21 protein-coding genes are annotated in these 24,013 nt (G+C 55.4%); 12 read left to right on the top strand and 9 right to left on the bottom strand.

The features are described from left to right. Positions 1 to 63: 63 nt before the first annotated feature. Positions 64 to 759: an orotidine-5'-phosphate decarboxylase gene (gene pyrF, locus VV869_RS00610; protein WP_337733090.1), complete on the top strand. Its 696-nt coding sequence runs from the start codon at positions 64 to 66 to the stop codon at positions 757 to 759. A gap of 219 nt (positions 760 to 978) precedes the next feature. Further along, positions 979 to 2,253 carry an MgtC/SapB family protein gene (locus VV869_RS00605; RefSeq protein WP_337733089.1) on the top strand — a complete coding sequence of 425 codons (1,275 nt, stop codon included), beginning with the start codon at positions 979 to 981 and terminating at the stop codon, positions 2,251 to 2,253. Between the two features lie 19 nt (positions 2,254 to 2,272). Here the strand turns inward: VV869_RS00605 and VV869_RS00600 are convergent, their stop codons facing one another. The 6 genes from VV869_RS00600 to pspF form a co-directional block, all read right to left on the bottom strand. After that, a complete protein-coding gene (locus tag VV869_RS00600) occupies positions 2,273 to 3,088 on the bottom strand; it encodes a peptide ABC transporter ATP-binding protein (RefSeq protein WP_337733088.1) in 816 nt (271 codons plus the stop codon). Next, the gene (locus VV869_RS00595; RefSeq protein ID WP_337733087.1) at positions 3,085 to 4,086 is read right to left on the bottom strand and encodes a peptide ABC transporter ATP-binding protein; all 1,002 of its coding nucleotides are present in this window, start codon (positions 4,084 to 4,086) and stop codon (positions 3,085 to 3,087) included. Before VV869_RS00595 ends, VV869_RS00600 begins: the two co-directional genes overlap by 4 nt. Then, positions 4,086 to 4,973 carry a putrescine export ABC transporter permease SapC gene (gene sapC / locus VV869_RS00590; RefSeq protein WP_337733086.1) on the bottom strand — a complete coding sequence of 296 codons (888 nt, stop codon included), beginning with the start codon at positions 4,971 to 4,973 and terminating at the stop codon, positions 4,086 to 4,088. The genes VV869_RS00595 and sapC overlap by 1 nt, the downstream gene beginning before the upstream one ends. Next, positions 4,960 to 5,922, bottom strand: a complete 963-nt coding sequence (gene sapB / locus VV869_RS00585; protein WP_337733085.1) for a putrescine export ABC transporter permease SapB — start codon at positions 5,920 to 5,922, stop codon at positions 4,960 to 4,962. Before sapB ends, sapC begins: the two co-directional genes overlap by 14 nt. Positions 5,923 to 5,926: 4 nt before the next feature. Continuing rightward, positions 5,927 to 7,546, bottom strand: coding sequence for an ABC transporter substrate-binding protein SapA (gene sapA, locus VV869_RS00580; RefSeq protein ID WP_337733083.1), 1,620 nt, complete (start codon positions 7,544 to 7,546; stop codon positions 5,927 to 5,929). A gap of 134 nt (positions 7,547 to 7,680) precedes the next feature. After that, positions 7,681 to 8,691, bottom strand: a complete 1,011-nt coding sequence (gene pspF, locus VV869_RS00575; protein ID WP_337733082.1) for a phage shock protein operon transcriptional activator — start codon at positions 8,689 to 8,691, stop codon at positions 7,681 to 7,683. 252 nt (positions 8,692 to 8,943) lie between these two features. Here pspF and pspA point away from each other — a divergent pair, with 252 nt between their 5' ends. From pspA to tyrR, 6 genes are all read left to right on the top strand, one after another. Beyond that, entirely contained in the window at positions 8,944 to 9,609 is a 666-nt protein-coding gene (gene pspA, locus VV869_RS00570; protein ID WP_337733081.1) for a phage shock protein PspA, read from the top strand. Positions 9,610 to 9,657: 48 nt separating this feature from the next. After that, the gene (pspB, locus tag VV869_RS00565; RefSeq protein WP_337733080.1) at positions 9,658 to 9,882 is read left to right on the top strand and encodes an envelope stress response membrane protein PspB; all 225 of its coding nucleotides are present in this window, start codon (positions 9,658 to 9,660) and stop codon (positions 9,880 to 9,882) included. Next, entirely contained in the window at positions 9,879 to 10,265 is a 387-nt protein-coding gene (gene pspC / locus VV869_RS00560; RefSeq protein ID WP_337733452.1) for an envelope stress response membrane protein PspC, read from the top strand. Before pspB ends, pspC begins: the two co-directional genes overlap by 4 nt. Positions 10,266 to 10,405: 140 nt before the next feature. After that, positions 10,406 to 11,803 (top strand): YcjX family protein, encoded by a 1,398-nt coding sequence (locus VV869_RS00555; protein WP_337733079.1) that lies wholly within the window; start codon positions 10,406 to 10,408, stop codon positions 11,801 to 11,803. Further along, complete coding sequence (locus VV869_RS00550; protein WP_337733078.1) at positions 11,800 to 12,816, top strand: YcjF family protein; 1,017 nt, start codon at positions 11,800 to 11,802, stop codon at positions 12,814 to 12,816. The genes VV869_RS00555 and VV869_RS00550 overlap by 4 nt, the downstream gene beginning before the upstream one ends. 288 nt (positions 12,817 to 13,104) lie before the next feature. Beyond that, entirely contained in the window at positions 13,105 to 14,640 is a 1,536-nt protein-coding gene (gene tyrR / locus VV869_RS00545; RefSeq protein ID WP_337733077.1) for a transcriptional regulator TyrR, read from the top strand. Between the two features lie 61 nt (positions 14,641 to 14,701). Here the strand turns inward: tyrR and VV869_RS00540 are convergent, their stop codons facing one another. Continuing rightward, complete coding sequence (locus VV869_RS00540) at positions 14,702 to 15,223, bottom strand: methylated-DNA--[protein]-cysteine S-methyltransferase (protein WP_337733076.1); 522 nt, start codon at positions 15,221 to 15,223, stop codon at positions 14,702 to 14,704. Between the two features lie 237 nt (positions 15,224 to 15,460). On the opposite strand from VV869_RS00540, the gene rimJ reads away from it, so the two are divergent. Then, positions 15,461 to 16,045 (top strand): ribosomal protein S5-alanine N-acetyltransferase, encoded by a 585-nt coding sequence (gene rimJ / locus VV869_RS00535; RefSeq protein WP_337733075.1) that lies wholly within the window; start codon positions 15,461 to 15,463, stop codon positions 16,043 to 16,045. An 84-nt stretch (positions 16,046 to 16,129) separates the two neighbouring features. Here rimJ and pyk read toward each other — a convergent pair whose 3' ends face one another. Both pyk and VV869_RS00525 read right to left on the bottom strand, forming a co-directional pair. After that, positions 16,130 to 17,575: a pyruvate kinase gene (gene pyk, locus VV869_RS00530; RefSeq protein WP_337733074.1), complete on the bottom strand. Its 1,446-nt coding sequence runs from the start codon at positions 17,573 to 17,575 to the stop codon at positions 16,130 to 16,132. A gap of 271 nt (positions 17,576 to 17,846) precedes the next feature. Continuing rightward, the gene (locus VV869_RS00525; protein ID WP_261602280.1) at positions 17,847 to 18,701 is read right to left on the bottom strand and encodes a MurR/RpiR family transcriptional regulator; all 855 of its coding nucleotides are present in this window, start codon (positions 18,699 to 18,701) and stop codon (positions 17,847 to 17,849) included. A gap of 331 nt (positions 18,702 to 19,032) precedes the next feature. Here VV869_RS00525 and VV869_RS00520 point away from each other — a divergent pair, with 331 nt between their 5' ends. From VV869_RS00520 to VV869_RS00510, 3 genes are all read left to right on the top strand, one after another. Then, complete coding sequence (locus VV869_RS00520) at positions 19,033 to 19,884, top strand: SDR family oxidoreductase (RefSeq protein ID WP_337733072.1); 852 nt, start codon at positions 19,033 to 19,035, stop codon at positions 19,882 to 19,884. Between the two features lie 1,126 nt (positions 19,885 to 21,010). Then, complete coding sequence (locus tag VV869_RS00515) at positions 21,011 to 21,685, top strand: TetR/AcrR family transcriptional regulator (RefSeq protein ID WP_337733071.1); 675 nt, start codon at positions 21,011 to 21,013, stop codon at positions 21,683 to 21,685. Between the two features lie 44 nt (positions 21,686 to 21,729). Next, a complete protein-coding gene (locus tag VV869_RS00510; RefSeq protein ID WP_337733070.1) occupies positions 21,730 to 24,006 on the top strand; it encodes an acyl-CoA dehydrogenase in 2,277 nt (758 codons plus the stop codon). Positions 24,007 to 24,013 lie beyond the last annotated feature (7 nt).

Below are 24,013 nucleotides of genomic sequence, written 5' to 3'. Positions count from 1 at the left end.
TACAATCCCGACCGCGCTCAGGGGGGCTGGGCGAGTTTTACCCATTACCAAGCAGGAGATGCCATGTTGGATCCAAAAGTCATTGTCGCGCTCGATTATCCAAGTCAGAATGAGGCTCTTGCCTTTGTTGACCGGATTGAGCCGGGAACTTGTCGACTCAAAGTCGGCAAAGAGATGTTTACTTATTTTGGCCCTGATTTTGTGCGTAAACTGCATGATCGGGGCCATTCAGTATTTCTGGATCTGAAATTTCATGATATCCCGAATACGTGTTCACGTGCGGTTGCTGCCGCTGCGGAACTCGGGGTGTGGATGGTGAATGTTCACGCCAGTGGCGGTGAGCGAATGATGGCTGCGTCCCGTGAAATCCTGGAGCCATTCGGCAAGGATCGTCCGCTGCTGATTGCGGTGACGGTACTGACGAGCATGGAAGCCTCGGACCTACGTGGCATTGGGATAACGGCCGAGCCACAGGAACATGTCCTGAATTTGGCGCGCCTGACCCAAAACAGCGGTCTGGACGGCGTCGTGTGCTCGGCGCAGGAAGCGACATTGCTCAAAACCGAACTGGGTCGCGAGTTTAAACTGGTGACACCGGGGATCCGTCCGGCAGGGAGTGCTGCGGGTGATCAGCGCCGGGTGATGACGCCGGTTGAGGCGGTTCAGGCGGGATCTGATTATCTGGTGATCGGTCGGCCAATTACCCAAGCCGATGATCCGGCAGCCGTCCTGGCGGCAATCAATCAGAGCCTCGTGTAATCTTAGCTTGAGCCCTTCGGACGAGTCATCTTTCAGCAGGCCCTTTTCAGGGCCTGTTTTCGTTGTAGTGCGCCTTGAAGAGAATGGCTTTGCCGTCTGCGTTGGGTGAAATTCGGGTTACTTTGTCTCTGGTAAGAGTTGAAATCCGTGACAGAACAATCAGTTGACTCTTTCCGGGAGGTCTACACTGTCAGTAACTCAGATGGATAGGGATATGCGATGGAACCGAACCTGGACTTCACCTCCCCGTTTGTACGGCTTGCCATTGCCTTACTGCTGGGCGCAATTATCGGCATTCAGCGCGGCTGGGAAGGACGCCATGAGGCGGCCGGCTCGCGGATTGCCGGGATCCGTACTTATTCTCTGATCGGACTGATGGGGGGATTAAGCGGTCGGCTGGCCCAGGTGTTTTCCGAACTGTTCCTGGGCTTTGCACTGGTGGCGTTTGCGGTGCTGATCATTGCTGCCTATCTCAACAGCCAGAAAGTGAAATCCAACCTGAGTATTACTGGCATTGTCGGCATGCTGATCACCTTTCTGCTCGGCAGTCTGGCGGTGATCGGTGAGCCGGTAGTTGCAGCCTCAGCAGCCGTGATCACGGCCATTATTCTGGATAACAAAACCGAGCTGCATGAAGCCCTGATGAAGCTGCAGGCGTATGAGCTGGACGCAGCCCTGAAGTTGTTGCTGATCTCCGTGGTGATGTTGCCGCTGCTGCCCAATGAAGGCTTTGGGCCATGGCAGGCGATTAACCCATATGAGATCTGGTGGATGGTGGTGCTGATCGCCGGGATCTCATTTGTCGGGTATTTTGCCATTAAGATTGGTGGTGCTGAAAAAGGGATCCTGTTTACCTGCCTGTTTGCTGGTTTGAGCTCATCAACCGCGCTGACGCTCCAGTTTGCCAATCTGTCCAAGCAGCAACCCAGGCTCAGTGGTTTGCTGGCGAGTGGGATCCTGATCAGCTGCGGGACCATGTTTCCCCGGATCATCCTGGTTTGCTCCGTGGTGAACTATCAGTTGGTTGAGATGCTGTGGCCACCCATGGTCGTGATGATGCTGGGGTTTTATCTCCCGGCTTACTGGATATGGCGTCATAACCGCCTAGATGGCAGTGAGGCGCCGGAGCTGAATCAAAATCCACTGGCGTTGTCCTCTGCATTTATCTTCGGTCTGGTGTTGTTGGTGATTATGCTGCTGTCGAATCTGCTTCAGGAGTGGTTCGGTGATACCGGGACCTTGCTGCTGGCGATGATCTCGGGGATCACCGACGTGGATGCGATCACCCTGGCGCTGGGGCGGCAAAGTACCGGCAGCCTGTTGCTCTCGACGGCCGTGCTTGGGATTTTTATTGCTTCAGCCGTCAATAGCCTGGTGAAAATGGGCATGGCCAGTGTGATCGGGACACCGGCCCTGCGCAAATACGTGATCATTCCCATTGCCGGCGCCGTGATGCTCGGCGCCGTGGTCGTCGGGTTCAGCAGCCCGGTTTAGGACAACTCTTTTCAGTTCGTTAGCATTCAACCTTGGCCGAGCGGCGGCTGCGTCGGTCGAGGGAGTGGGCTGAGAAGTGGCTGTCGAGCAATTTCTGGGTCAGGGGATGCTGTGGGTTGTTAAACACTTCCTGAGTCAATCCTTGTTCGACCACCTCACCGTTTTGCATCACCATCACTTTATCGGTGAAGTGCTTAATCACCCCCATGTGCTGCGACACATAGATATACGACAAGCCCATCTCTTCCTGCAATTCGAGCAGCAGGTTGATAATTTGCGAGCGCATCGACATATCCAGGCCGTTCAGGGCCTCATCGGCAACAATAATGCAGGGTTGCAGGATCAGGGCGCGGGCCAGGGAAACCCGCTGCTTTTGTCCGGTGGCCAGCATCTGCGGATAAAAATAGGCGTGCTCCGGCAACAGCCCGACCCGCCGCAGTGTTTCCATGATCCGTTGCTCACGAGCCTGCGGTGTCATGTTGGTGTTTCGTTTCAGCGGCCCTTCGAGGATCTGGCCGATCTGGATCCGGGGATTGAGCGAGGTGTTGGGATCCTGAAAAATCATCCGGATCAATTTACACCGTGTCTGGAAGTCATGGTAAGCCAGCGGCTCACCATTGACCCGAATGATACCTTCGGTCGGTTCGACCACCCCGGACAGCATTCTCGCCAGCGTCGATTTACCTGAGCCGTTTTCCCCGATAAATGCCAGGGTTTCCCCGGCTTCGAGAGAAAACGAGACCGGTTTGACGGCCTCAATGGTCCGGCGGCGAAACAGCCCGGAGCGGTAATGATAGTCTTTCTTCAGGTGTTCGACTTCAAGGAGCGCACTCACTTCTGGGTATCCTCCATATTCAGCGGAAAGTGGCAGCTGAATTTATGGTTTTTGATTTTTCGGCGCTTCGGCACTTCGACACACTTGCGCTGAGCATGCGGGCAGCGCGGTCCCAGACGGCAGCCAATCGGCAAATGCTGTAACGGCGGGATTGAGCCCGGCAGGGTTTCCAGCTTGCACTTATGCGGCAGGACATCGAGGTTAAAATCCGGCATGGCATGCAGCAGGGCTTCGGTATAAGGATGGTGGGGGGATTCCAGCAGTTGTTTTCGGCTGCCAGACTCCACCGCCTGGCCGCAGTACATCACAGTGATCCGGTCCGCCCACTGCGTCACCATGGTCAAATCGTGGCTGACCAGCAAAATGGTGGTATTGCTGAGCTGGTTCATCCGGCTCAGCAGACGGAAGATCTGGGATTGGGTGATGGGGTCAAGATCGTTGGTCGGCTCGTCGGCAATCAGCAGGCGAGGGCGGTTGGCGATCGCCATCGCAATCATCACCTTCTGGCATTCACCATCGGTGAGCTCATACGGATAGCTTTTCAGGACCCGCTTGTGATCCTTGATCCCGACTTTGTGCAGCAGAGCAATCGCCTGTTTCTGCCGCCAGTGAAACCGCTGCCACCAGCTTCCGGTGAACGAGCCGGCTGGGATTGCTTCCTCAAGCTGTTCGCCGACCTGCTCGGACGGGTCGAGACAGGAGGAAGGCTCCTGGAAAATCATGGCAATTTCCCGGCCAACCACTTTTCGGCGCTCACGGGCCGAGAGAGTCAGCAAGTCAATATCAGCCAGGCGCAGGCGGTCGGCACTGACCCGCCAGCTGTCTTTGGTGACGCCCGCGATGGCTTTGGCGACCAGGCTTTTACCGGAGCCGGATTCACCCACCAAGCCGCGGATTTCTCCTTCGCTCAGCGTCAGGCTCATCCGATCAACCGCTTTGACCATCCCCTGGGGGGTTTCAATTTCAATGGTGAGATTACGAATATCGAGCAGTGGCATTAGTCTATCCCCGCATTAATGGCCTGGCGGAGTCCTTCTCCTACTAAGTTTATAACCAATACGCTGAAAGTGATGGCCAGCCCCGGCAACGTTACGGTCCACGGTGCCAGGTAGATCAGTTCAATCGAGTCGCCCAGCATCGCGCCCCATTCTGCCGAGGGTGCCTGGGCACCGAGGCCGAGAAAGCCCAGCGCTGCCAGATCCAAAATGGCAATGGAGATCGCCCGGGTCAGCTCGTTGGAAATCACCGTCAGGATATTGGGCATGATCGAGTGATACAGCAGGTAGAAATTGTTGGCGCCATCCAGCCGCGCGGCAATGATGTAGTCTTTTTCCACTTCATTATGCACTGCGGTATACACCGCGCGAATAAAGCGCGGGATCAGCGCCAGCCAGATCGCCAGCAGGATATTGAGTTCGCCCGGTCCCATATAGGCCACGACAATAATTGCCAGCAACAGGGACGGGATCGATAACACGGTATCAAGCAGGTGGTTGAGAAAACTGGATTTCAAGCCCTGGGTCATCCCCGCCATCACGCCGATGGCAATCCCGATCACACTCGAAGCTAGCGCAATCAGCAGCGCATAGCCGAAGGTCAGCTGGGAGCCGACGAGCAGGCGACTGAAAATATCCCGTCCCAGATCATCGGTGCCGAAGAAATACTCGACATGACCGGTCGGATCCCACGAAGGGGGCATCAGTAACTCACCGACCTGATCATAAGGTGAATACGGGATGATCCACGGCGCGGTCACGGTGATGAGGAGCAGGAACAGCAGGCACCAGAGGCCGAACATCGCCAGCGAATTGGTGCGGAAATTTTGCCAGGCCCGCTCCCACTGGGTCGGGATTTTCAGCTCCTGGTAAATGTTATTTGATAGCATACCATTCCTTTCTGACGAGCGGGTTGGCGATCGCGCCGGCCAAATCCGACAGGATGTTGGCGATTAGAATAAAGCTGCCGACGGCAATCACCCCGGCCTGGATCGCCACATAATCCTGACCGGCAATCGCATTGAGCAGCCAGCGACCGATACCGGGCCAGTTGAAGATCGACTCCGTGAGCATGGCGAAGGTCATCATGGTGGAAAATTGCATCCCCAGTTTGGGAATGATCGGCGGAATGGCATTTTTCATCACGTGACGGCGGATGATCTCAAACATCGACAGGCCCTTGGTCTGGGCCACCTTGATAAAGTTCTGTCCCATAATTTCTGACACCGATGCCCGGGTCAGGCGGATCACCTCCGTGGTCGGCGCCATCGCCAGCACCAGGGTCGGCAGGATCAGGTGGCGAATTGTATCCATCAGTGCTTCGGTGCGATAGGGCTTGTCCGACAAGATCACATCAATTAAGGCCACGCCGGTGACCGGCTTGATCTCATATAACAGACTGTAGCGACCGGCAACCGGCAGCCAGCCGAGCTGCTGCGAGAACAGCATGATCAGCAACACCGCCAGCCAGAACACCGGAATGGAGTAGCCGAGCAGCGCCAAGGAAGAAATCGATGTATCAATCAGGCGCCCGCGTTTCACCCCGGCCCATGTTCCGAGCGGGATCCCGACCAGCAGCGACAACACAAAGGCAAAGAAACAGAGTTCCATGGTCGCCGGGAAGGCGGCCAGCACATCTTGGGTAATTGGCTCGCCATTGGTGTTGAGGCCCAGGTTCCCGGCCAGCAGGTTTTCCAGATAGATGAACCAGCCGCTCCAGAACGGCTGCTGGTTCCATTGCAGGTTCGGATCCAGACGCAGAATGCTGAACCCGACCAGCGTCAGGATGGCCATGGTGATCAAAAACAGATTTAATCGGCGAATTGTGTAAATAAACATGCGGTTACTCGCTGCGATAAACGCTGGCAAAAGAGCGGGTGCCAAACGGACTCATTTGCAGGCCGCCAAGGGATTGATGATGAACCTGAAAATGGACCCCGTGCGCCAGTGGGATCACCGGCACCTGTTCGTCGAGGATATCCTGAGCCAGATGGTAATAGTTGACTCGTTGCTCGAGCTGGGTGGTCCGTGATGCCAGCTCCAGCAGATTATCGAAGCTGAGTTCGCACCAGTTGGCCACGTTCAGTCCGGCAGCTTTGGCACTACACGACAGCAGCGGGCGGAAGAAATTATCCGGGTCGCCGTTATCGGCAATCCAGCCGGTCAGCTGCATGTCGCTGTTTGAAGCGGAGGTCGAACTGAGGCGGCTGACGGACTCCTGGGCCAGGATGATCAGGCGTATCCCGACAGTTTTCAGATCGGCCTGGATCAGCTCGGCGGTCTTGCGCGGACTCGGGTTGTACGGGCGAGGCTCGATCGGTACCCACATTGTCAGGATCAGATGATCGGCATAGCCGGCCTCTTCCAGCAGGGCGCGTGCCTGCTGCGGATCGTAATCCAGCGCCTGGCTACCGTGGTTATAGGCCCAGGACATCGGCGGCAGGATACTTTTGGCTTTGGTGCCGGTGCCGTAATACACCGAGTTGAGCAGGTTGTCGCGGTTGATGGCCAGATTGATGGCCTGTCTCACGCGCGGATCCTTCATGACGACTTTGTCGTTGTTCAGGGCAACAAAGGCAACGTTCATGCCGGTTTGGGCCATGAGTTCGAATTCTTCGCTGTTGCTGATCACCGGCAGCTGGCTGGCGACCGGGGACGACAGCACATCACACTCTTTGCTCAGCAGCTTGGCCAGGGTGCCGGTGCCGCGGGCTGAAATGTCAAACACCACCTGCTCCATCGGCGCGGCGCCTTGCCAGTATCCCCAATGGCGGTTCAGTCGGATCAAATCGTCGGGCAGGTACTGGGCGAGATAGAACGGACCGGTGCCGATGGGTTTCATATCCAGCTGTTGAAGCTGTCCGGCCTTGAGCAGGCGCTGGGCATATTCCTGGGAGTGGATCACCGCGTAGCTGGTCGCCAGATTCGACAGGAAGGCGTTGTCCGGACGCGTCAGTACAAACGTCACGGTATGGGAATCTTCCATTTCGATATGATCGATCAGTTCGCTGAAGCCCTGGCTTTCAAACCACGGATAGCGTCCGCCGGACACCGCATGGAACGGGTGTTTGGGGTTAATAATCCGCTGGAAGCTGAACACCACGTCCTGGGCATTGAAGCGCCGGGTGGGTTTGAACCATTCGGTGGTTTGAAATTCAATCCCTTTGCGTAGCTGGAAGGTGTAGGCCAGGCCGTCATCACTGATGGTCCAGCTGCGGGCCAGAGAAGGCAGCGGCTGGTGGCTGACCGGATCGAGCATCAGCAGGCGGTCGAAAATTTGAGCAGCAAGCGTATCGGCGGTCAGTCCGCCGTCAATCAGCTGGGGATTGAAGGTGGTCGGCGTATCTTGCCCGCAATAGACGAAGCCACGGCTACGAATGGTGCTATCTCGCTGTGGCTCTGAGCAGCCTATCAGGCTAACCAGACTGAGGCACGCAAGCAGTAGACGAGTTGAGGCGCTCATATCGAAATGTATTTTTGGAAAACAAGTGGTTAAATTTATCATTATCCATCACCGGCACCAAGCATTGCCGTGAAATAACCTGCCAAAACGCGGTGTTTTTTATCGAGGGTGTGCGCCGGGTGTGATCCGCCGGATCACGGGGTCGTCATGCCGACCAGTTGGTACTTGCGCAACAGGCCTCTCAGTTGATGGTAGCTTAAACCCAATAGCTCAGCGGCATTTCGTTGATTAAACCGGGCTTGTGCCAGCGCCTGGCGGATGAGGGTAACTTCCTGCTCTTGTTGCCACTGGCGAAAATCGAGCGGGAAACTCGGGGCTGGCGGCGCAGGGGGGGCTGCAGGCGAATCGCTTTGGGGCGCGATTTCCTGCTGCCAGGGCGTGCGAAACGGGTCAATGATGATGTCATCGACCGGCTCATCTTCCTGGCTGTGGCGGAACACCGAGCGTTCAACGACGTTTTTGAGCTCGCGGATATTACCGGGCCAGTGGTAGTCCAGAAGTGCTGCCCGGGCTTCGTGCGAAAAACCGGCAAAGTAGCCGAAACCCAACTCCCGACACATCCGCACGGCGTAATAGTCTGCCAGCGGCAGGATATCTTCCCGGCGCGCCCGCAGCGGCGGCAGGTGGATGATGTCAAATGCCAGGCGATCGAGCAGATCGGCGCGAAATTTCCCGTCTTCGGCCAACTGGGGCAGGTTGTCATTGGTGGCGCAGATCAGCCGGACATTGGCCTGGCAGGTGCGGCTGCCGCCGACCCGCTCGTATTCGCCATATTCAATGACCCGCAGCAATTTTTCCTGGACCCCAAGCGGTGCCGTGGCCAGTTCGTCAAGAAACAGGGTGCCGCCTTCGGCCCGTTCAAATCGGCCCTGGTGGCGGCCTTTGGCGCCGGTGAAGGCGCCGGCTTCATGACCGAACAGCTCGGAGTCAATCACCCCTTCGCTCAGGGCGGCGCAGTTAAGGGCGACGAGTGGCTGGTCCCAGCGTTTGGACAGATAATGGATCCGCTGGGCAATCAGCTCTTTCCCGGTGCCGCGCTCACCCAGGACCAGGATCGGACGGTGCAACGGGGCCAGGCGCGACGCCTGATCCAGTACGGCCAGGAAAGATTCGGACTCACCGATCAAATTATCTGTCTTTTGCATGGTTAATCTCGCTAACTGTTGGCGAATTTAATTACACCATAGCATCTGGCGATAGAAGGTGACAATATAACTTGTTGAAAAGTATAAAAATAAAAGTTGGCACGGTGCTTGATATATCTTCATCATTACAGCAATGACCGGGGTGACAAGTCCCGGAAACCGAACGGAGACGTTTTCAGGAGGGAACCGCATCAACCAAACTGGTGCGCCGGACTTGAAAACGGACCTGACTTAGATGAAAGGAGATTTACTATGGGCATTTTTTCTCGCTTTGCAGATATTGTAAACGCTAACGTCAACTCACTGTTGGATAAGGCTGAAGACCCGCAAAAAATGATCCGCCTGATCATTCAGGAGATGGAAGACACCCTGGTTGAAGTACGGACCTCATCTGCCCGTGCACTGGCTGATAAGAAAGAGCTGCAGCGCCGCATTGATGCCCTGCAGTCACAGAGTGATGACTGGCAGCAAAAGGCGAGCCTTGCACTGCAAAAAGGCCGTGAAGATCTGGCTCGCGCCGCGCTGATTGAAAAGCAAAAGCTCAATGATGTCATCCTGACGCTCAGTGAAGAGTACAAGCTGGTGGATGAGACTATTGCCAAACTGAGCACGGAAGTGGCAGAGCTGGAGCGTAAGCTGCAGGAAACCCGGGCCCGTCAGCAAGCGTTAGTGACACGTCATCAAGCAGCCGGGAACCGTCGTGAAATCCGCCGTCAGCTTGATACCGGCAAGGTCGATGAAGCGCTGTCGAAGTTTGAGCAGTACGAGCGCCGGATTGACGAAATGGAAGCGGAAGCGGACAGCTACGGGTTGGGTCGCGGTAAAAACCTGGAGCAGGAGTTTGCTGATTTGCAGGCCCAGGATGAAATTGAGCAGGAACTGGCGCGGATGAAGGAAAACATCAAGGATAAAGAGTAAGCTGGTGACTAATCAAGGTTCTGCACGTGACGAGGATGGAGGTAATTTATGGGTTGGATAATTTGGCCGCTGACGGTGTTTTTGATTTTTGTTGCGCCGCTGTGGCTGATTCTGCACTACCGCGGGAAGCGCCATGCCGGTCAGGGGTTATCTGACGAGGCACACGATAAACTGCAGTCACTCGTGTTGCGTGCAGAGCAAATGCAGGAACGGATTCAGACACTGGAAAAAATCCTGGATGAGGAGGCGCCGCAATGGAGACAACGCCGATGAGCAAAACCTTGTACCGCGATCCGCAGAACGGCAAGATCACCGGGGTGTGTGCAGGGTTGGCCGAATATTTCGGGATGGAAGTCTGGCTGGTTCGGATCCTTGCGGTCTCCGCGTTCCTGCTGGGCATGGGTTTCTTTGCGGTCATCGCGTATCTGGCGGCCAGTCTGATCCTGGAAAAAATGCCGGAATCCCGTCAGGAGCAGCGCTACATCTACCGCGAGCACAACGTCAAGCAAAAGGCCTGGCAGGCCGGGCAATCCCCGGAGCAGGTGATGCAGAATGTTGAGGCTGAGCTGGATGATATCGAGCAAAAATTGCGCCAGATGGAAGCGTATGTCACCTCGTCCGCCTTCAAGGTTGCCCGGGAATTTAAACACCTCTGAGGGCTTCTTTTCGCGCCGTACTGCGGGTACGGCGCCCGAATGTTAAGCAGACCGGGTGTCTGCTTTTTTCACCACCGGTATCGTTCATTTAAGATTCATCCCGGGGGTGGGATGATACGAATTATTTGCTGGGAATCGTTATGCATCGAATTGGGAATGAGCTGAACAAATTAGTGAACCGCAGCCTGGATCGTCATGTCCGGCTGGCGGTCACGGGGTTGTCGCGGGCGGGGAAAACCGCGTTTATCACCTCGCTGGTGAATCAGTTAATGCATGTCAGTACGAATCCGAGATTGCCCTTGTTTTCAGCCGTTCGCGATGGCTATCTGCTTGGCGCGAAGCGGGTGCCTCAGGTCGATATGCATGTCCCTAAATTCGGTTACGACGAAGGGATGAATGCTTTGTTGTCTTCTCCGCCGACCTGGCCGGAGCCGACCCGCGATGTCAGTCAGATCCGTCTGGCGCTGCGCTACAAACCGCAAAAAGGCCCGCTGAAGCTGTTGCAGGATACCGCCACACTGTATCTCGATATCGTCGATTACCCGGGCGAGTGGCTGCTGGACTTGCCGCTGCTGGAGCAGGACTTTTATACCTGGTCACAACAGCAGAGTCAGCTGCTCAAGGGCAAACGGGCTGAGTTGGCACAGTACTGGCAGGCCCTGCTGGAAGATTTCGACCCTTTTGCCCCGGCAGATGACGCGCTGATTGAGCGCATTTCGGCAGCGTTCACCGAATATTTGTACAAATGCAAAGCCGAAGGCGGACTGCATTGGGTTCAGCCAGGGCGGTTTGTCCTGCCCGGTGAACTGGCGGGCGCCCCGGTGTTGCAGTTCTTTCCGTTGGTTCGTCTGGAACCATATTCCGAGGCGCAGTTGCAGCAGGCGGATGAGCACAGCAACTACGCCATGCTGAAGAGTCGCTACCAGTATTACCGCCAGCATATTGTGAAAGGGTTTTACCGCGAGCATTTTTCCAAGTTTGACCGTCAGATCATCCTGGTGGATTGCCTGCAACCGCTCAATGCCGGACCGGCGTCGTTCAACGATATGCGCCAGGCGCTGGATCAACTGATGCAGAGTTTTCGTTATGGCCGCAGCTCGCTGTTGCGCCGCCTGTTTTCGCCTCGCATCGATAAAGTGCTGTTTGCCGCGACCAAGGCCGATCATGTGACCCCGGATCAGCACCCGAACCTGGTGAGCCTGTTGCAACAGATGATCAATGAAGCTTGGCAAACCGCTTCGTTTGAAGGGATCAACATGGATTGCGTCAGTCTGGCCTCAATCCAGGCGACCGAACCGGGGTTTGTTGCCCATCAGGGGCAGCAGGTGCCGGCGCTGCGCGGCCAGACGCTCAACGGGCAAGCGCAGATGCTGTATCCCGGCGAGGTGCCCAGACGGTTGCCGAACGACACGTTCTGGCAGCAACATGGGTTTGATTTTGTGAATTTCCGCCCGTTGGCCATTCAGAGTGATGAGCCGTTGCCCCATATCCGGATGGATAAAGTGCTGGAATATTTATTGGGAGATAAACTGCAATGAGTCATGCATACAAGGGCAAAATTGTATTTGAAGAGCCGGCGACCGCAGCGCCGGCGCAGGAAGAGTTGACCGCCCAGCAGCAATTTGACCAGGCCGAGGACTTTTTGCCTGAGGGGTTGACGGCGCAGCCGGATGTCGAGGCGCAACTGACCCGGACGCTGGCGCCAAAGCGCCGGGGGCGCTGGCTCAAGGGGCTCCTGATCGCCACGGCGGCGATGACCGGCTGGCAAACCCTGGATTATGTAATGACGGCTTATCAGAGCGGAGACTGGCTGGCACTGGGCTGGAGCGCGATTGTCGCGGCTCTGGCAACAGCCGGGATCACGACGTTGGGACGAGAACTGCTCAAACTGCGCCGTCTGAAGCAGCGCCAGAGTGAGCAGGAACAGGCACAAGCGTTGCTGGAAGCCGATAGCATCGGCCAGGGGCGGGCATTTTGTATCAAACTGGCCCGACAAAGTCAGATCCGCGATGATCACCTGGGCTATGAACGCTGGCTGGATTCGCTGGCGGCGACGCACAACGATCGGGAAGTACTGGCGCTGTATGATCAGATGGTGCTGAGCCAGCAGGATAAGCAGGCCCGCCAGTTGGTGGCCAAATATTCGGGCGAGGCGGCGGTGATGGTGGCGGTCAGTCCGCTGGCACTGGCAGACATGCTGCTGGTTGCCTGGCGAAACTTCCGGTTGATTGACCATATCGCGACTGTGTATGGCGTTGAGCTGGGCTATTGGTCGCGGATCCGGCTGGTGAAGCTGGTGCTGGCGAATATGGCAGCCGCCGGAGCCAGTGAAATGCTGATCGACACTAGCATGGATGTGTTGTCGGTTGACTTAGCCGGACGGATGTCGACCCGGGTCGCTCAGGGCGTCGGGGTCGGCTTGTTGACCGGCCGGTTAGGGCTCAAAGCCATGGCGCTGATGCGACCGTTGCCCTGGCAACCAGAACAGCAGCCGAAGCTGGGGGAGATCCGCAAAGAATTGCTGGGTCGGCTGACCCGGAAAAAGGCTTAATCCATTATCGCTGCTGCCCGGGACCTTAGGGTTTCGGGTCGGCTGATGATTTCCTCGCCACTTCGCCGCAGCGGACCTGCGCGACCTCTCATCCCGTGACGCTTGTTGCTTGACTCCCCGAAAGTGAAGGCGCAAACTTCCTGAAGTGTCAACAATTCCTGACACCTAACCAAACTAAAAATTCAGTTCGAATTGAGTGCTCCCGTCGGTTGAGCGCGGCACAGGGATACGGTGTGTCTTCACCGTATCGCAGCGAGTATTATTGAGGACATTGAGAAGGCATGTGATATGAGGTTACAAGTCAATTGTGAAGACCGACTTGGGATAGCCCGGGAGCTGCTGGATATTCTGACCAGCCAGCAAATCGATCTGCGGGGGATTGAAATTGACCGGGTCGGGATTATCTACCTGAACTGCCCGGAAATTGAATTTGAACATTTCAGCCAGCTGATGTCGCAGATCCGCCAGCTCGACGGCGTCACAGATGTTCGTAAAATTCAGTTCATGCCGAGTGAGCGGGAGCATAAAGAGTTGAAGGCGTTGCTGGAAACCTTGCCGGATCCGTTTTTCTCGATCAATTTGCACGGCAAGATTGATTTGGCCAACGACGCGGCCGAACTGTTGCTGAACAAACAGCGCGGCGATATGGTCGGCGAAAGTGTCCAGGCGTTGCTTGGCTTTAACTTTCATCGTTGGCTGGAGAAAGAAGATGCCGCCAGGCGGAGCGAGATGGTGGTGATTGCCGGCTTGGATTACATGATGGAAGTCATGCCGGTGTATGTTGCTGACGAGCGTGAGCAATCGGTCCTGGCCAGTGCCATGATCCTGCTGAAATCACTGTCGGAAGCCAAAATGCCGGTCGCCATGCGGCAGATCAGCGGCGATAACGGATTTGAACATTTCGTTGGTCAGTCGTCCCGCTTTAAACACCTTTTGGCTCAGGCGAAAAAGCTGGCGCTGCTGGATGCGCCGTTGCTGATCCAGGGAGAAACCGGGACTGGGAAAGAGATGCTGGCCCGCGCCTGTCACCAGCGATCTATGCGACGTGAAAAGCCGTTCTTGCTGGTGAACTGTGTCTCGATGCCGGATAACGCGGCGGAAACCGAACTATTCGGGATGGCTGCTTCGGCAACCGAGCCGGGGAAAAAAGGGATCTTCGAGCAGGCGGATGGCGGTACGGTCTTTTTGTATGAAGTCGGCGAGATGTCGGCGCACCTGCAGATTAAGCTGCTGCGCTTCCTGCAAGACGGGACCTTCCGTCGGGTCGGCGAAGAGCGTGAGATGAAAGTGGATGTCCGGGTGATTTGCTCGACGCAGAAAAAACTGCCGGATCTGGTGGCTGCGGGCGCGTTTCGTGAAGATCTCTATTATCGGCTGAACGTCCTGGCACTGGTGGTCCCACCGCTGCGCGAACGTCCGGCTGATATCGTGCCATTGGCCGATCTGTTCCTGAGCCAGTTTGCCCAGGAGATGCAGCAGGCCAAGCCGCAGATCAGCGACGAGCTGGCAGGCTACCTGAGTCAGTATGCCTGGCCGGGAAATATCCGCCAGTTGCGAAACATTCTGTTCCGGGCCATGACTCAGATTGAGGGCTCGGCGTTGACGGTTGAGGATGTGCAGCTACCGGAAAATGAATCCATGACACTCATCAGTGAGGAAAACCTTGATGGTTCGCTGGATGAGATCATGAAGCGGTATGAGTCCGGGATCCTGACCAACCTCTATCGCAGCTACCCGTCGACCCGAAAACTGGCCAAACGCCTGGGGGTTTCCCACACCGCAGTGGCCAACAAGCTGCGTGAATACGGGATCGGCAAGTCCTAGGGGTCATCTCCGATTTGTTTGCGAAGCGAGTATTCACCCTGAACCTAAAAAAAGAAGACGTTTACGTCTTCTTTTTTTTGTTGCCGGGATCCGGGCTGACACTGGGTTGCAACAGGGTGAGCTGGCCGGATTCAAGCGCCAGCAGTTGCAGGGTGACATCCTGCCCGTAGCGGCAACTGGCCGGCTGGCCGAGTTCATTCATCACCCGGTGGCAGGGAATAATGATCGGGATGGGATTGACGTTTTTCGCGATACCGACGGCCTGGGCCGCAGCAGGCTGGTTCATCGCCCCGGCAAGCATATGGTAAGAGCAGCAGCAGCCGAAGGGGACCTCGCTGATCGCTTGCCAGACTTGCTGTTGGAACGGGGTGCCTTGTGGTGCCAGGGACAGGGAAAAGGTTTGTCTTTCGCCCAGAAGGTATTCTTTGAGCTGGGTGCGGTAAGTCTGCATAAAATCCGGGCTACGCTCCCAGCTGGAATCCGGGCAAAAGCCGCCGCTCCCGATGGTCAGTTGCCGGAGTCCGTGGTGATCTGCCAGTAAATAGACTTTGCCCAGGACCGTATAGAGGTAGTCATAGTACATAAATTGTCACTGCCAGGTTGAAGTGAGCCTCAGTGCAACCGTTTCGCACCAACGCACAGTGTTTTGGATGTTGCACGGTCTATTGCACTCAGTTCAGATCATAGTTCAGAACCGGGATGCATCCGGTCTATTTTCATAAATCATGATTGCCTTCATTGATTTATGCGACGGCCTCCGCGCGGGGGCGAAAATCTGTGGTAAGGTGAAAGGCTCTGAGCTGAAAGAGGTGAACTGCCGTTGTTTCAATCCATCATGAACCGCACGCCGTCCCTTCCGGTGGACGACCTGATTGTCCGCTTGGTGACCCCGAAAGATGCGGCATGTATCGCGGCTTATTATCAGCGTAACCGGGCGTTTTTACAGCCTTGGGAGCCGTTACGGGAAGAAGGGTTCTTTACGGTTGCCGGGTGGGAAAAACGCCTCAGTCAGCTGGCCGAACTGCATAAACACAAACTGGCTTACTATTTTGTGATCATCCGGGAAGAAACCAATGAGGTCTGCGGGGTCATTAACTACAGCAATCTGGTCCGGCATCCTTTCTATGCCTGCCACGTCGGCTATTCACTGGATGCGGCATGTCAGGGCCAGGGACTGATGCGCAGAGCGCTGTCTGCGACGGTGACGTGGATGTTTGAGGCGCAGTCTTTTCACCGGGTCATGGCGGCTTATATGCCGAGGAACCAAAAAAGTGCGGCCGTCCTGCGGGCAACCGGATTTGAAATCGAAGGGGAAGCCAGGGACTATCTGCTGATCAATGGCCGTTGGGAGGACCATATCCTCACGGCGAACATCAACCCGAACTGGACACAGCCCAGAACCTAGCGTTCGGGCCGAAAGGCGGCAGTGAGCGCGGCAGTGAGCGCGGCAGGGTGGTTGGTGCGTTGCTGCGCTCACTTTCGATAGGCCTTATTCGACGATGAGGATCCGCATATTGTTGGTGGAACCGACAATATCCATCTCATCCCCCTGGGTGATAATGACCAGATCTCCCTGGTTTAGCAGACCCAGCCCTTTCAGATCGGCTAGGGCATGCTTGGCCGCGGCTAAGCCGGCATCGCTGTCGCGATTAAAGTAAACCGGCGTGACCCCACGATACAGCGCAGCCCGGTTCAGCGTCCGCTCATTCCGGGACAAGGCAAAAATCGGAAGGCCCGAAGAGATTCGGGACATCATCAGCGGGGTCCGGCCGGATTCGGTCATGGTGACGATTGCTTTGACACCGGCCATATGGTTGGCGGCGTACATGGTCGACATCGCAATGGTCTCTTCCGTGTTGTCGAAAGTCCGGCTCATGCGGTGGTTCGAGACATTGATGCTCGGCTCTTTTTCGGCGCCGAGACAGACCCCGGCCATAGCCTGGACCGTTTCGACCGGATATTGGCCGGCGGCGGTTTCAGCAGAGAGCATCACGGCATCGGTTCCGTCCAGCACGGCGTTGGCGACATCCATGACTTCCGCACGGGTCGGCATCGGGCTGGTGATCATCGACTCCATCATCTGGGTCGCAGTGATCACGGTGCGGTTCAGGCTGCGAGCCCGGCGGATCAGCTTTTTCTGGACCCCAACCAGTTCCGGATCGCCAATTTCGACCCCGAGATCGCCCCGCGCAACCATCACGGCATCGGAGGCGAGAATAATATCGTCCATCGACTCGGTATCCGCGACGGCTTCGGCTCGCTCTACTTTGGCCACCAGGCGGGCCTCCAGGCCAGCGTCCGTTGCCAGGCGGCGGGCGTAGTTCATATCTTCCCCGTTGCGTGGGAAAGACACGGCCAGGTAGTCGACCTGCATGGCTGCGGCAGTCAGGATATCTGCCTTGTCTTTTTCGGTCAGTGCAGCTGCCGACAACCCGCCGCCTTTCTTGTTGATCCCTTTGTTGTTCGACAGCGGCCCGCCGACCACGACTTCAGTGTGGACTTTGTGGCTTTCTACATCCACCACTTTCAACTGTACCCGGCCGTCATCAAGCAGCAGGAGATCACCGGGGACGACATCTTCCGGCAGTGCCTTGTAGTCCAGACCCACGGAATTTTCGTCGCCTTCGCCTTTGGGCAGGTTGCTGTCGAGGGTGAATTTGTCACCGATGTTGAGGTAGATCTTGCCTTCTTTGAAAGTCGAGACCCGAATTTTCGGTCCTTGCAGATCGCCGAGAATCGCCACGTGTTTCCCCAGTTTGGCTGCGATTTCACGGACGGCTTTGGTCCGCTGAAGGTGATCTTCCGGACTGCCGTGGGAAAAGTTCATGCGAACCACGTTGGCTCCGGCAGCAATGATTTTTTCCAGGTTGTTATCGCGATCCGTCGCCGGACCGAGGGTGGTCACGATTTTCGTACGTCGTAGCCTGTCAGACATGAGAAACTCCATTTTGAGTGGGGGATATCCATGACATCGGCCTTGATGGCCTGTCATTGCATCTTACTGAAATTTTACTACAAAAATTCGCGTTATTGCCGGGAGCCAGCGAGACCTGATGAAAGAGCACATTTCCCTGAGATGCTTTGAAATCGCGTGCGGTCCGAGCCAGATAAGGAAAGCGGTAAGCCGGTGAACAGGAGCGGCGCACAATAAAAAAGCATGGGGTGCACCATGCTTTTTTGTCCGTTGTGGTTGAAAGACCGCAGGGTTACATCATCCCTTCTTTGGAAAAGCGCGAGTCTTTCAGCGACTCTTTCACCCGCTTCAGATTTTCCCGGAATCCGGCGCCCCGGCGCAGGGTAAATCCGGTGGCCAGCACATCGATAACCGTCATCTGGACCACCCGGCTTGCCATCGGCATGTAGATGTCCGTATCTTCCGGAACATCCAGGCAGATGGACAGCGAGCATTCGCGATCGAGCGGTGAATCTTTGGCGGTGATCCCAATTACGGTTGCCCCGTTTTCGCGCGCCATGCGGGCGATTTCGACCAGGCTTTTGGTCCGGCCGGTATGAGAAATTACCACCACGACATCGCCATCGGCACAATTGATCACACTCATGCGCTGCATCACAATGTCATCAAAGCAGACAATCGGGATGTTGAAGCGGAAGAATTTGTTCTGGGCGTCATGGGCGACGGATGCGGATGCACCCAGGCCGAAGAAAGAAATTTTCTTGGCTTGGGTCAGCAGATCCACGGCGCGGTTGACCTGCATCGGATCCAGGCTGTTCTTCGCTACATCCAGACAGGCCATTGTCGACTCAAAAATCTTCGACGTATAGGCGTCAGGACCGTCATCTTCTTCAACGTTTCGGTTGACATAAGGGGTTCCGTTCGCAAGGCTTTGGGCTAAATGGAGTTTGAAGTCCGGAAATCCCTTGGTATCAAGGCGTCGGCAAAAACGGTTCACCGTCGGCTCACTGACATCGGCCATTTTGGCCAGTGTCGCAATGCTGGAGTGAATCGCTGTCTGTGGTGAGGCAATGATAACTTCGGCAACCTTACGTTCGGATTTACTGAAGTTGTCTAAGTTTTTTTGAATTTTCTCTAGGGTATTCATAGCGATTACCGCTTCGTTACTGAATTTCATTAGTTGCTTTCATACTTGACAGATGCAGATATGAAGCCAATTTGATGAAACTATACTACTTTTCAAGGATCAGCTCCTAGCGATTCCAACTATATCGCTTTTACTTTTTATTATAGTTTGACAGGGATCGAGTTTTCTCTTTCAGTTCTGAAATTTTTTTTAAATGATTTAGCGGAAAATCGCATGGAAGCCGCATTGATGTGTAGCTAATTTTCACCCGGTAGGAATTAATTTACAGTTTGAAATAAATATCTGTAGTTTTGTTATGTCATCAGTTTCAATTTAAATGAAAGGAACCATCATGAAAATCAGTGTGTGTGGATGCGGCTGGCTCGGGCTGCCGCTGGCCCGGCATCTGGCCGAACAGGGGAATACAGTTTTCGGCACGCAGCGTGATCCGGAACGGGCGGCCCAACTGGCTGCAGAAGGAATCCACGGGGTGGCGTTAACCTTGCCGCTGTGCACGGATAAGGTGGCGTCTGACACCGAACTGGCCCGGCTGCTGGCGGCTGATGTGCTGGTGATCGCGATACCGCCGGGGCGGCAGTCCGGCGCGGATAAGGCTTTTGTCGCCAATGTGAAAAGCCTGTCCCGTGCGGCGCAGGCGCAGGGATGCCAGCGGGTGATCTTTATCAGCACCACGTCGGTTTATGGCGAGGTGTCCGGCCGCATTGATGAATCGACACCACCGCAGCCTAATACGGCCAGTGGGCGGGCACATCATGCGCTGGAGCAGTGGCTCAGAACACAGTGGCAGCAGAACCTGGTTGTTTTACGGCTCTCCGGGCTGATTGGCCCCCGCCGTCACCCGGTCAAATATCTGGCCGGGCGATCGGAAATTGCCAATGGTGGCGATCCGGTGAATCTCATTCATTTGGATGACTGTATTACAGCGATTGAGGCCATCATTCACCACTGGCCGACACAAACCTTGCTGCATCTGGCCGCACCGTCACATCCGAGCCGGACGGCGTATTACACCCGGATGGCGCAGCTCGCCGGACTGGCGGTCCCTGAGTTTCAAACGTCAACGCCGGGCGCGGGGAAGTGGGTCGATGCCCGTCAAACCTGTACCTGGCTGGGTCTGGAACTGACCCATGCTGATTTGATGGTGCGGGCCCCGGAGCTGTCGGATGACAAGCGGGCGGAGTGAGTCGTGCCCAGCGGCCTGATGTTTGAAGCCCGGATGTTGGAAACTCCGATAATAGAAGCTCCGATGTTTGAAACGCTGATGCCAGAAACCTGGAAATCCAGAGCGACAGACAAAAAAAAAGCGCTGAGGGGATCTCAGCGCACCAATTCGTATAAAACGCAATATGAATAGGAGTAAAGCAGCAGTGGCAATTAATCACTTCAAGCTCAATCAGTTAGCGAGTAGCTGATGAGTTGATAACGACAATCTTATTAATTCAGACCGACGGGTTTCGAGATAGTTCAAAAAGAATCAACAAAAATGCCATTTAATTTTCACATCAGCGTCTGAGAGCATTAGCAAAAAAAAAGCCCGTTGAAATTCAACGGGCAAAGGCTCTATTTACACAATTAGGAGTTTAGCAGCAGTGGCATTTTCAGATTAAAGAGGAACAATGCTGTTTGGCGGCCAGCTAACAAGGAATGCGTCTTTAATCTCAATGTCACTTAATAGGACTGATGGATTGTCCGTTGGTTCCCCATGAGCGCGAAAAAATATCAGTGTTTTTTATAACGCCATGATAATTAATGGGTTAAAAATACCTCATTGCCATGAAATTTCTCACTGAAGGTGCGAGCGGCAGAGCGTTTTCAGTATCGCCGAGAACCGGAGACTTGCCTGAGGCCTGCGTGCGGCGATTGCCCAGCTTGCAACGATTGTGGCGATGGTTCAATGGGGTATGCAACACCGGGGAAATAAAGAAAGCCCATCACTATCAGGTGACGGGCTTTGAAGAAGGTCTTCTAAGAAAAAGCAGTGGCATAATATATGACCTTGCTTCCGTTTTTTGGTTCCCGGCCAGGTGCATTTTTTTTCGATTATTTTTTATTCATTTTCCCGTCTGAATATCCTTCCGCGTTACAGATTGAAAATTAACGATTATTTTACAAGTTTTATACGAGATCCATCTGGGACCATCATCGACATGGTCACAACCAGGGTCGGCGCACCACAGCGATCTCCATCACAGACTGGTAATTTTCTGTTCTCGGCTGCCTGAAATGCGCGGCAGGTATTTATTTGACGCTTGTTAAAAATGTTGCTTGGTTGTAAAGTTTAAACGTGTGTTTAATACAGGTGAATGAAAATGCCGGGAAAGGGAGAAACCAAGAGCAGAATTCTTGATGCTGCCGAGCTGCTGTTTGCTGAGCACGGGTTTAAGGAAACCTCGCTCAGGACGATTACCAGCAAGGCCGGAGTGAATTTGGCGTCGGTCAATTACCACTATGGCGATAAGAAAACCCTGGTTCGGGCCGTGTTGAGCCGCTATCTCGAGGAGTTTATGCCGGCACTCAAAGCGGAACTGGAAGTGCTGCTGACCCGGGATGATTTCTCCATGGAGGATGTGTTTCGTTGTGCTAAGCAGCCGCTGCTGAAACTCAACATCTACCGGCCAAACGGCGCGCAACTCTTTATGTCCCTGCTGGGCCGGGGGTATACCGATGTCCAGGGCCACTTGCGCTGGTTCATTGTGACCCGCTACGAGGAGGTGCTGAATCTGTTCACGACTGCCGTGTGCCGGGCTAACTCTTCGCTCGACCCCGAGACCTTGTTCTGGCGTTTGCACTTTACCCTGGGGGCGACGGTTTTCACGATGGCCTCGACGACGGCTTTGTGCGAAATCGCTGAAAATGACTTTTCCCGAACCGTGACCACCGAAGATTTGATCGAGCGACTGGTGCCGTATCTGGCTGCCGGTGTGGCGGCGCCGATTGAGCAACCGCTCTCGCTGATCCGAGAAGAAACAACAGGAACGCAGTAAGTAATGTAGAACCATAACGATTAATGAGACAAAGGATCTGAACCATGAGTACGTTCGTTAATATGCGCAAACGCTATTTCAGCGACCCTGCATTTAAGCTGTTTAAGAAAGTCCTTCCGCCACTGTCAGACACTGAACGCGAGGCCATGGAGGCCGGGAGTGTCTGGTGGGATGGGGAACTGTTTAGTGGCTCACCGAACTGGCAAACTCTGCTGGATTATCCGCAGCCATCTTTGAATGCTGAAGAGCAGGCCTTTATGGATAACCAGCTGGAAACCTTGCTGGCGATGCTTGACGATTTCCAGATCGTGCAGGAAGACAAAGACTTGCCGCCTCAGGTGTGGGAATTCTTGCGCAAGGAAAAGTTCTTCTCATTAATCATTGGTAAAGAGTACGGCGGGCTGGATTTTTCCGCTCATGCGAACTCGACTATTGTTACGCGCATCGCGACCCGAAGCCTGAGTGCAGCGGTGTCGGTGATGGTGCCGAACTCATTGGGTCCGGGTGAGCTGCTGAGCCACTACGGCACCGAAGAGCAGAAAGACTACTGGCTGCCGCGACTGGCCAATGGGACCGATATTCCATGTTTTGCCCTGACCGGTCCGGAAGCCGGGTCGGATGCCGGTGGTATTCCGGATCAAGGCACGGTGTGTTACGGCAACTTTGAAGGGAAGGAAGTGCTGGGGATCCGGGTCAGCTGGAACAAACGCTACATTACGCTGGCACCGGTTGCCACGGTGCTGGGCCTGGCCTTTAAACTGCAGGATCCGGATGGCCTGATTGGCGACAAGAAAGATATCGGGATTACCTGCGCCCTGATCCCGGCGGACTATCCGGGGGTTGAAATCGGTGAACGCCACGATCCGCTCAACCTGGCCTTTATGAACGGCCCGACGCGTGGCCAGGATATCTTTATTCCAATGGAGTGGGTGATTGGCGGTCAGGATTTCGTCGGTCGCGGCTGGCGGATGCTGGTGGAATGTCTGTCGGCAGGTCGCGGCATTTCGCTGCCGGCGCTGGGCACCGCGGTTGGCCACCTGACGGCGCGGGCGACCGGCGCTTATGCCTATGTCCGTAAACAGTTCGGCATGTCGATCGGGAACTTTGAAGGCGTCGCTCAGGCGATGGGACGTATCGGGGGCTACACCTATTTGCTGGAAGCGGCCCGCACGCTCACCACCACCTCGCTGGACATGAATGAAAAACCGGGGATTGTGACGGCAATTGCCAAATACCACATGACCGAGATGGCCCGGACCATCCTTAACGATGCGATGGACATCCACGCTGGTCGCGCCATCCAGTTGGGGCCAATGAACTACCTGGGCCATCACTACTTCGGGATGCCGGTCGCGATCACGGTGGAAGGAGCCAATATCCTGACCCGGAACCTGATGATCTTCGGCCAGGGGGCGACGCGCTGCCATCCGTTTGTCCTTAAAGAGATGGAAGCAGCGGCCAACCCGGATGCCGAGCAGGCCTCGAGAGACTTTGACGTGCTGCTGAGCAAGCATATCAGTTTTGCCATCAAGAATGTGTCCGGGTCTTTGCTGAATGCCTTTACCGGCTCGCGTTTTAACCGCGCGCCTGTCAGTGGGGAAACCGCCGAGTATTATCGTCACCTGTCCCGTATGAGCCGGGGACTGGCGGTCGCGGCAGACTTTGCGATGCTGAGTCTGGGTGGTGAGCTCAAGCGCCGGGAAATGGTTTCTGCCCGACTTGGCGATGTACTGAGTCATCTGTATCTGGCCTCTGCGGTTCTGAAGCGCTATGAAGATGAAGGTCGTCAGCAACAGGATCTGCCGATGGTGCATTATGCCCTGCAACACTGCCTGCATCAGTGCGGGGTAGCGTTTGACGAAGTGCTGAGTAACTTCCCGCGCAAAGGAATTGGCCGCCTGGTTCGCACCCTGGTCTTCCCGCTTGGGATTCATTACCCGGCGCCGAAGGATGAGTTGTCGCTGGCGATTACCCAAGCACTGATGACCCCGGGCGCGCAGCGGGATCGCCTGACCCACCTTTGTTACATCGGTGAGAAGGAGAGCGATCCGGTGGCCATCATGGAACGTGCCTTTGTCGCCATGCATGCGGTGAAGGGGATCGAGAAAAAAATCGCCAAAGCAGTGAAGTCGGGTGAGATCCCGCGCAAAATTTCGCTATCGGCGAAGCTGGAAATTGCTCTGAGTGCGGGCATCATCACAAAAGATGATGTCGAAAAGATGCACAATGCGGAGCAGTTAAGACAGCAGGCGATTCAAGTGGATCACTTCCCTGCTGAGCAGTTTAAGAAGGGCGGTTTGCAACCGGGAAAGGCCGCCTAGGCGCTTT

Source organism: Photobacterium sp. MCCC 1A19761, from assembly GCF_037389125.1.
GTDB lineage: Bacteria > Pseudomonadota > Gammaproteobacteria > Enterobacterales > Vibrionaceae > Photobacterium.
The sequence above is the reverse complement of the archived record's forward strand: the minus strand, read 5'-3'. Positions and strand labels throughout refer to the sequence as shown.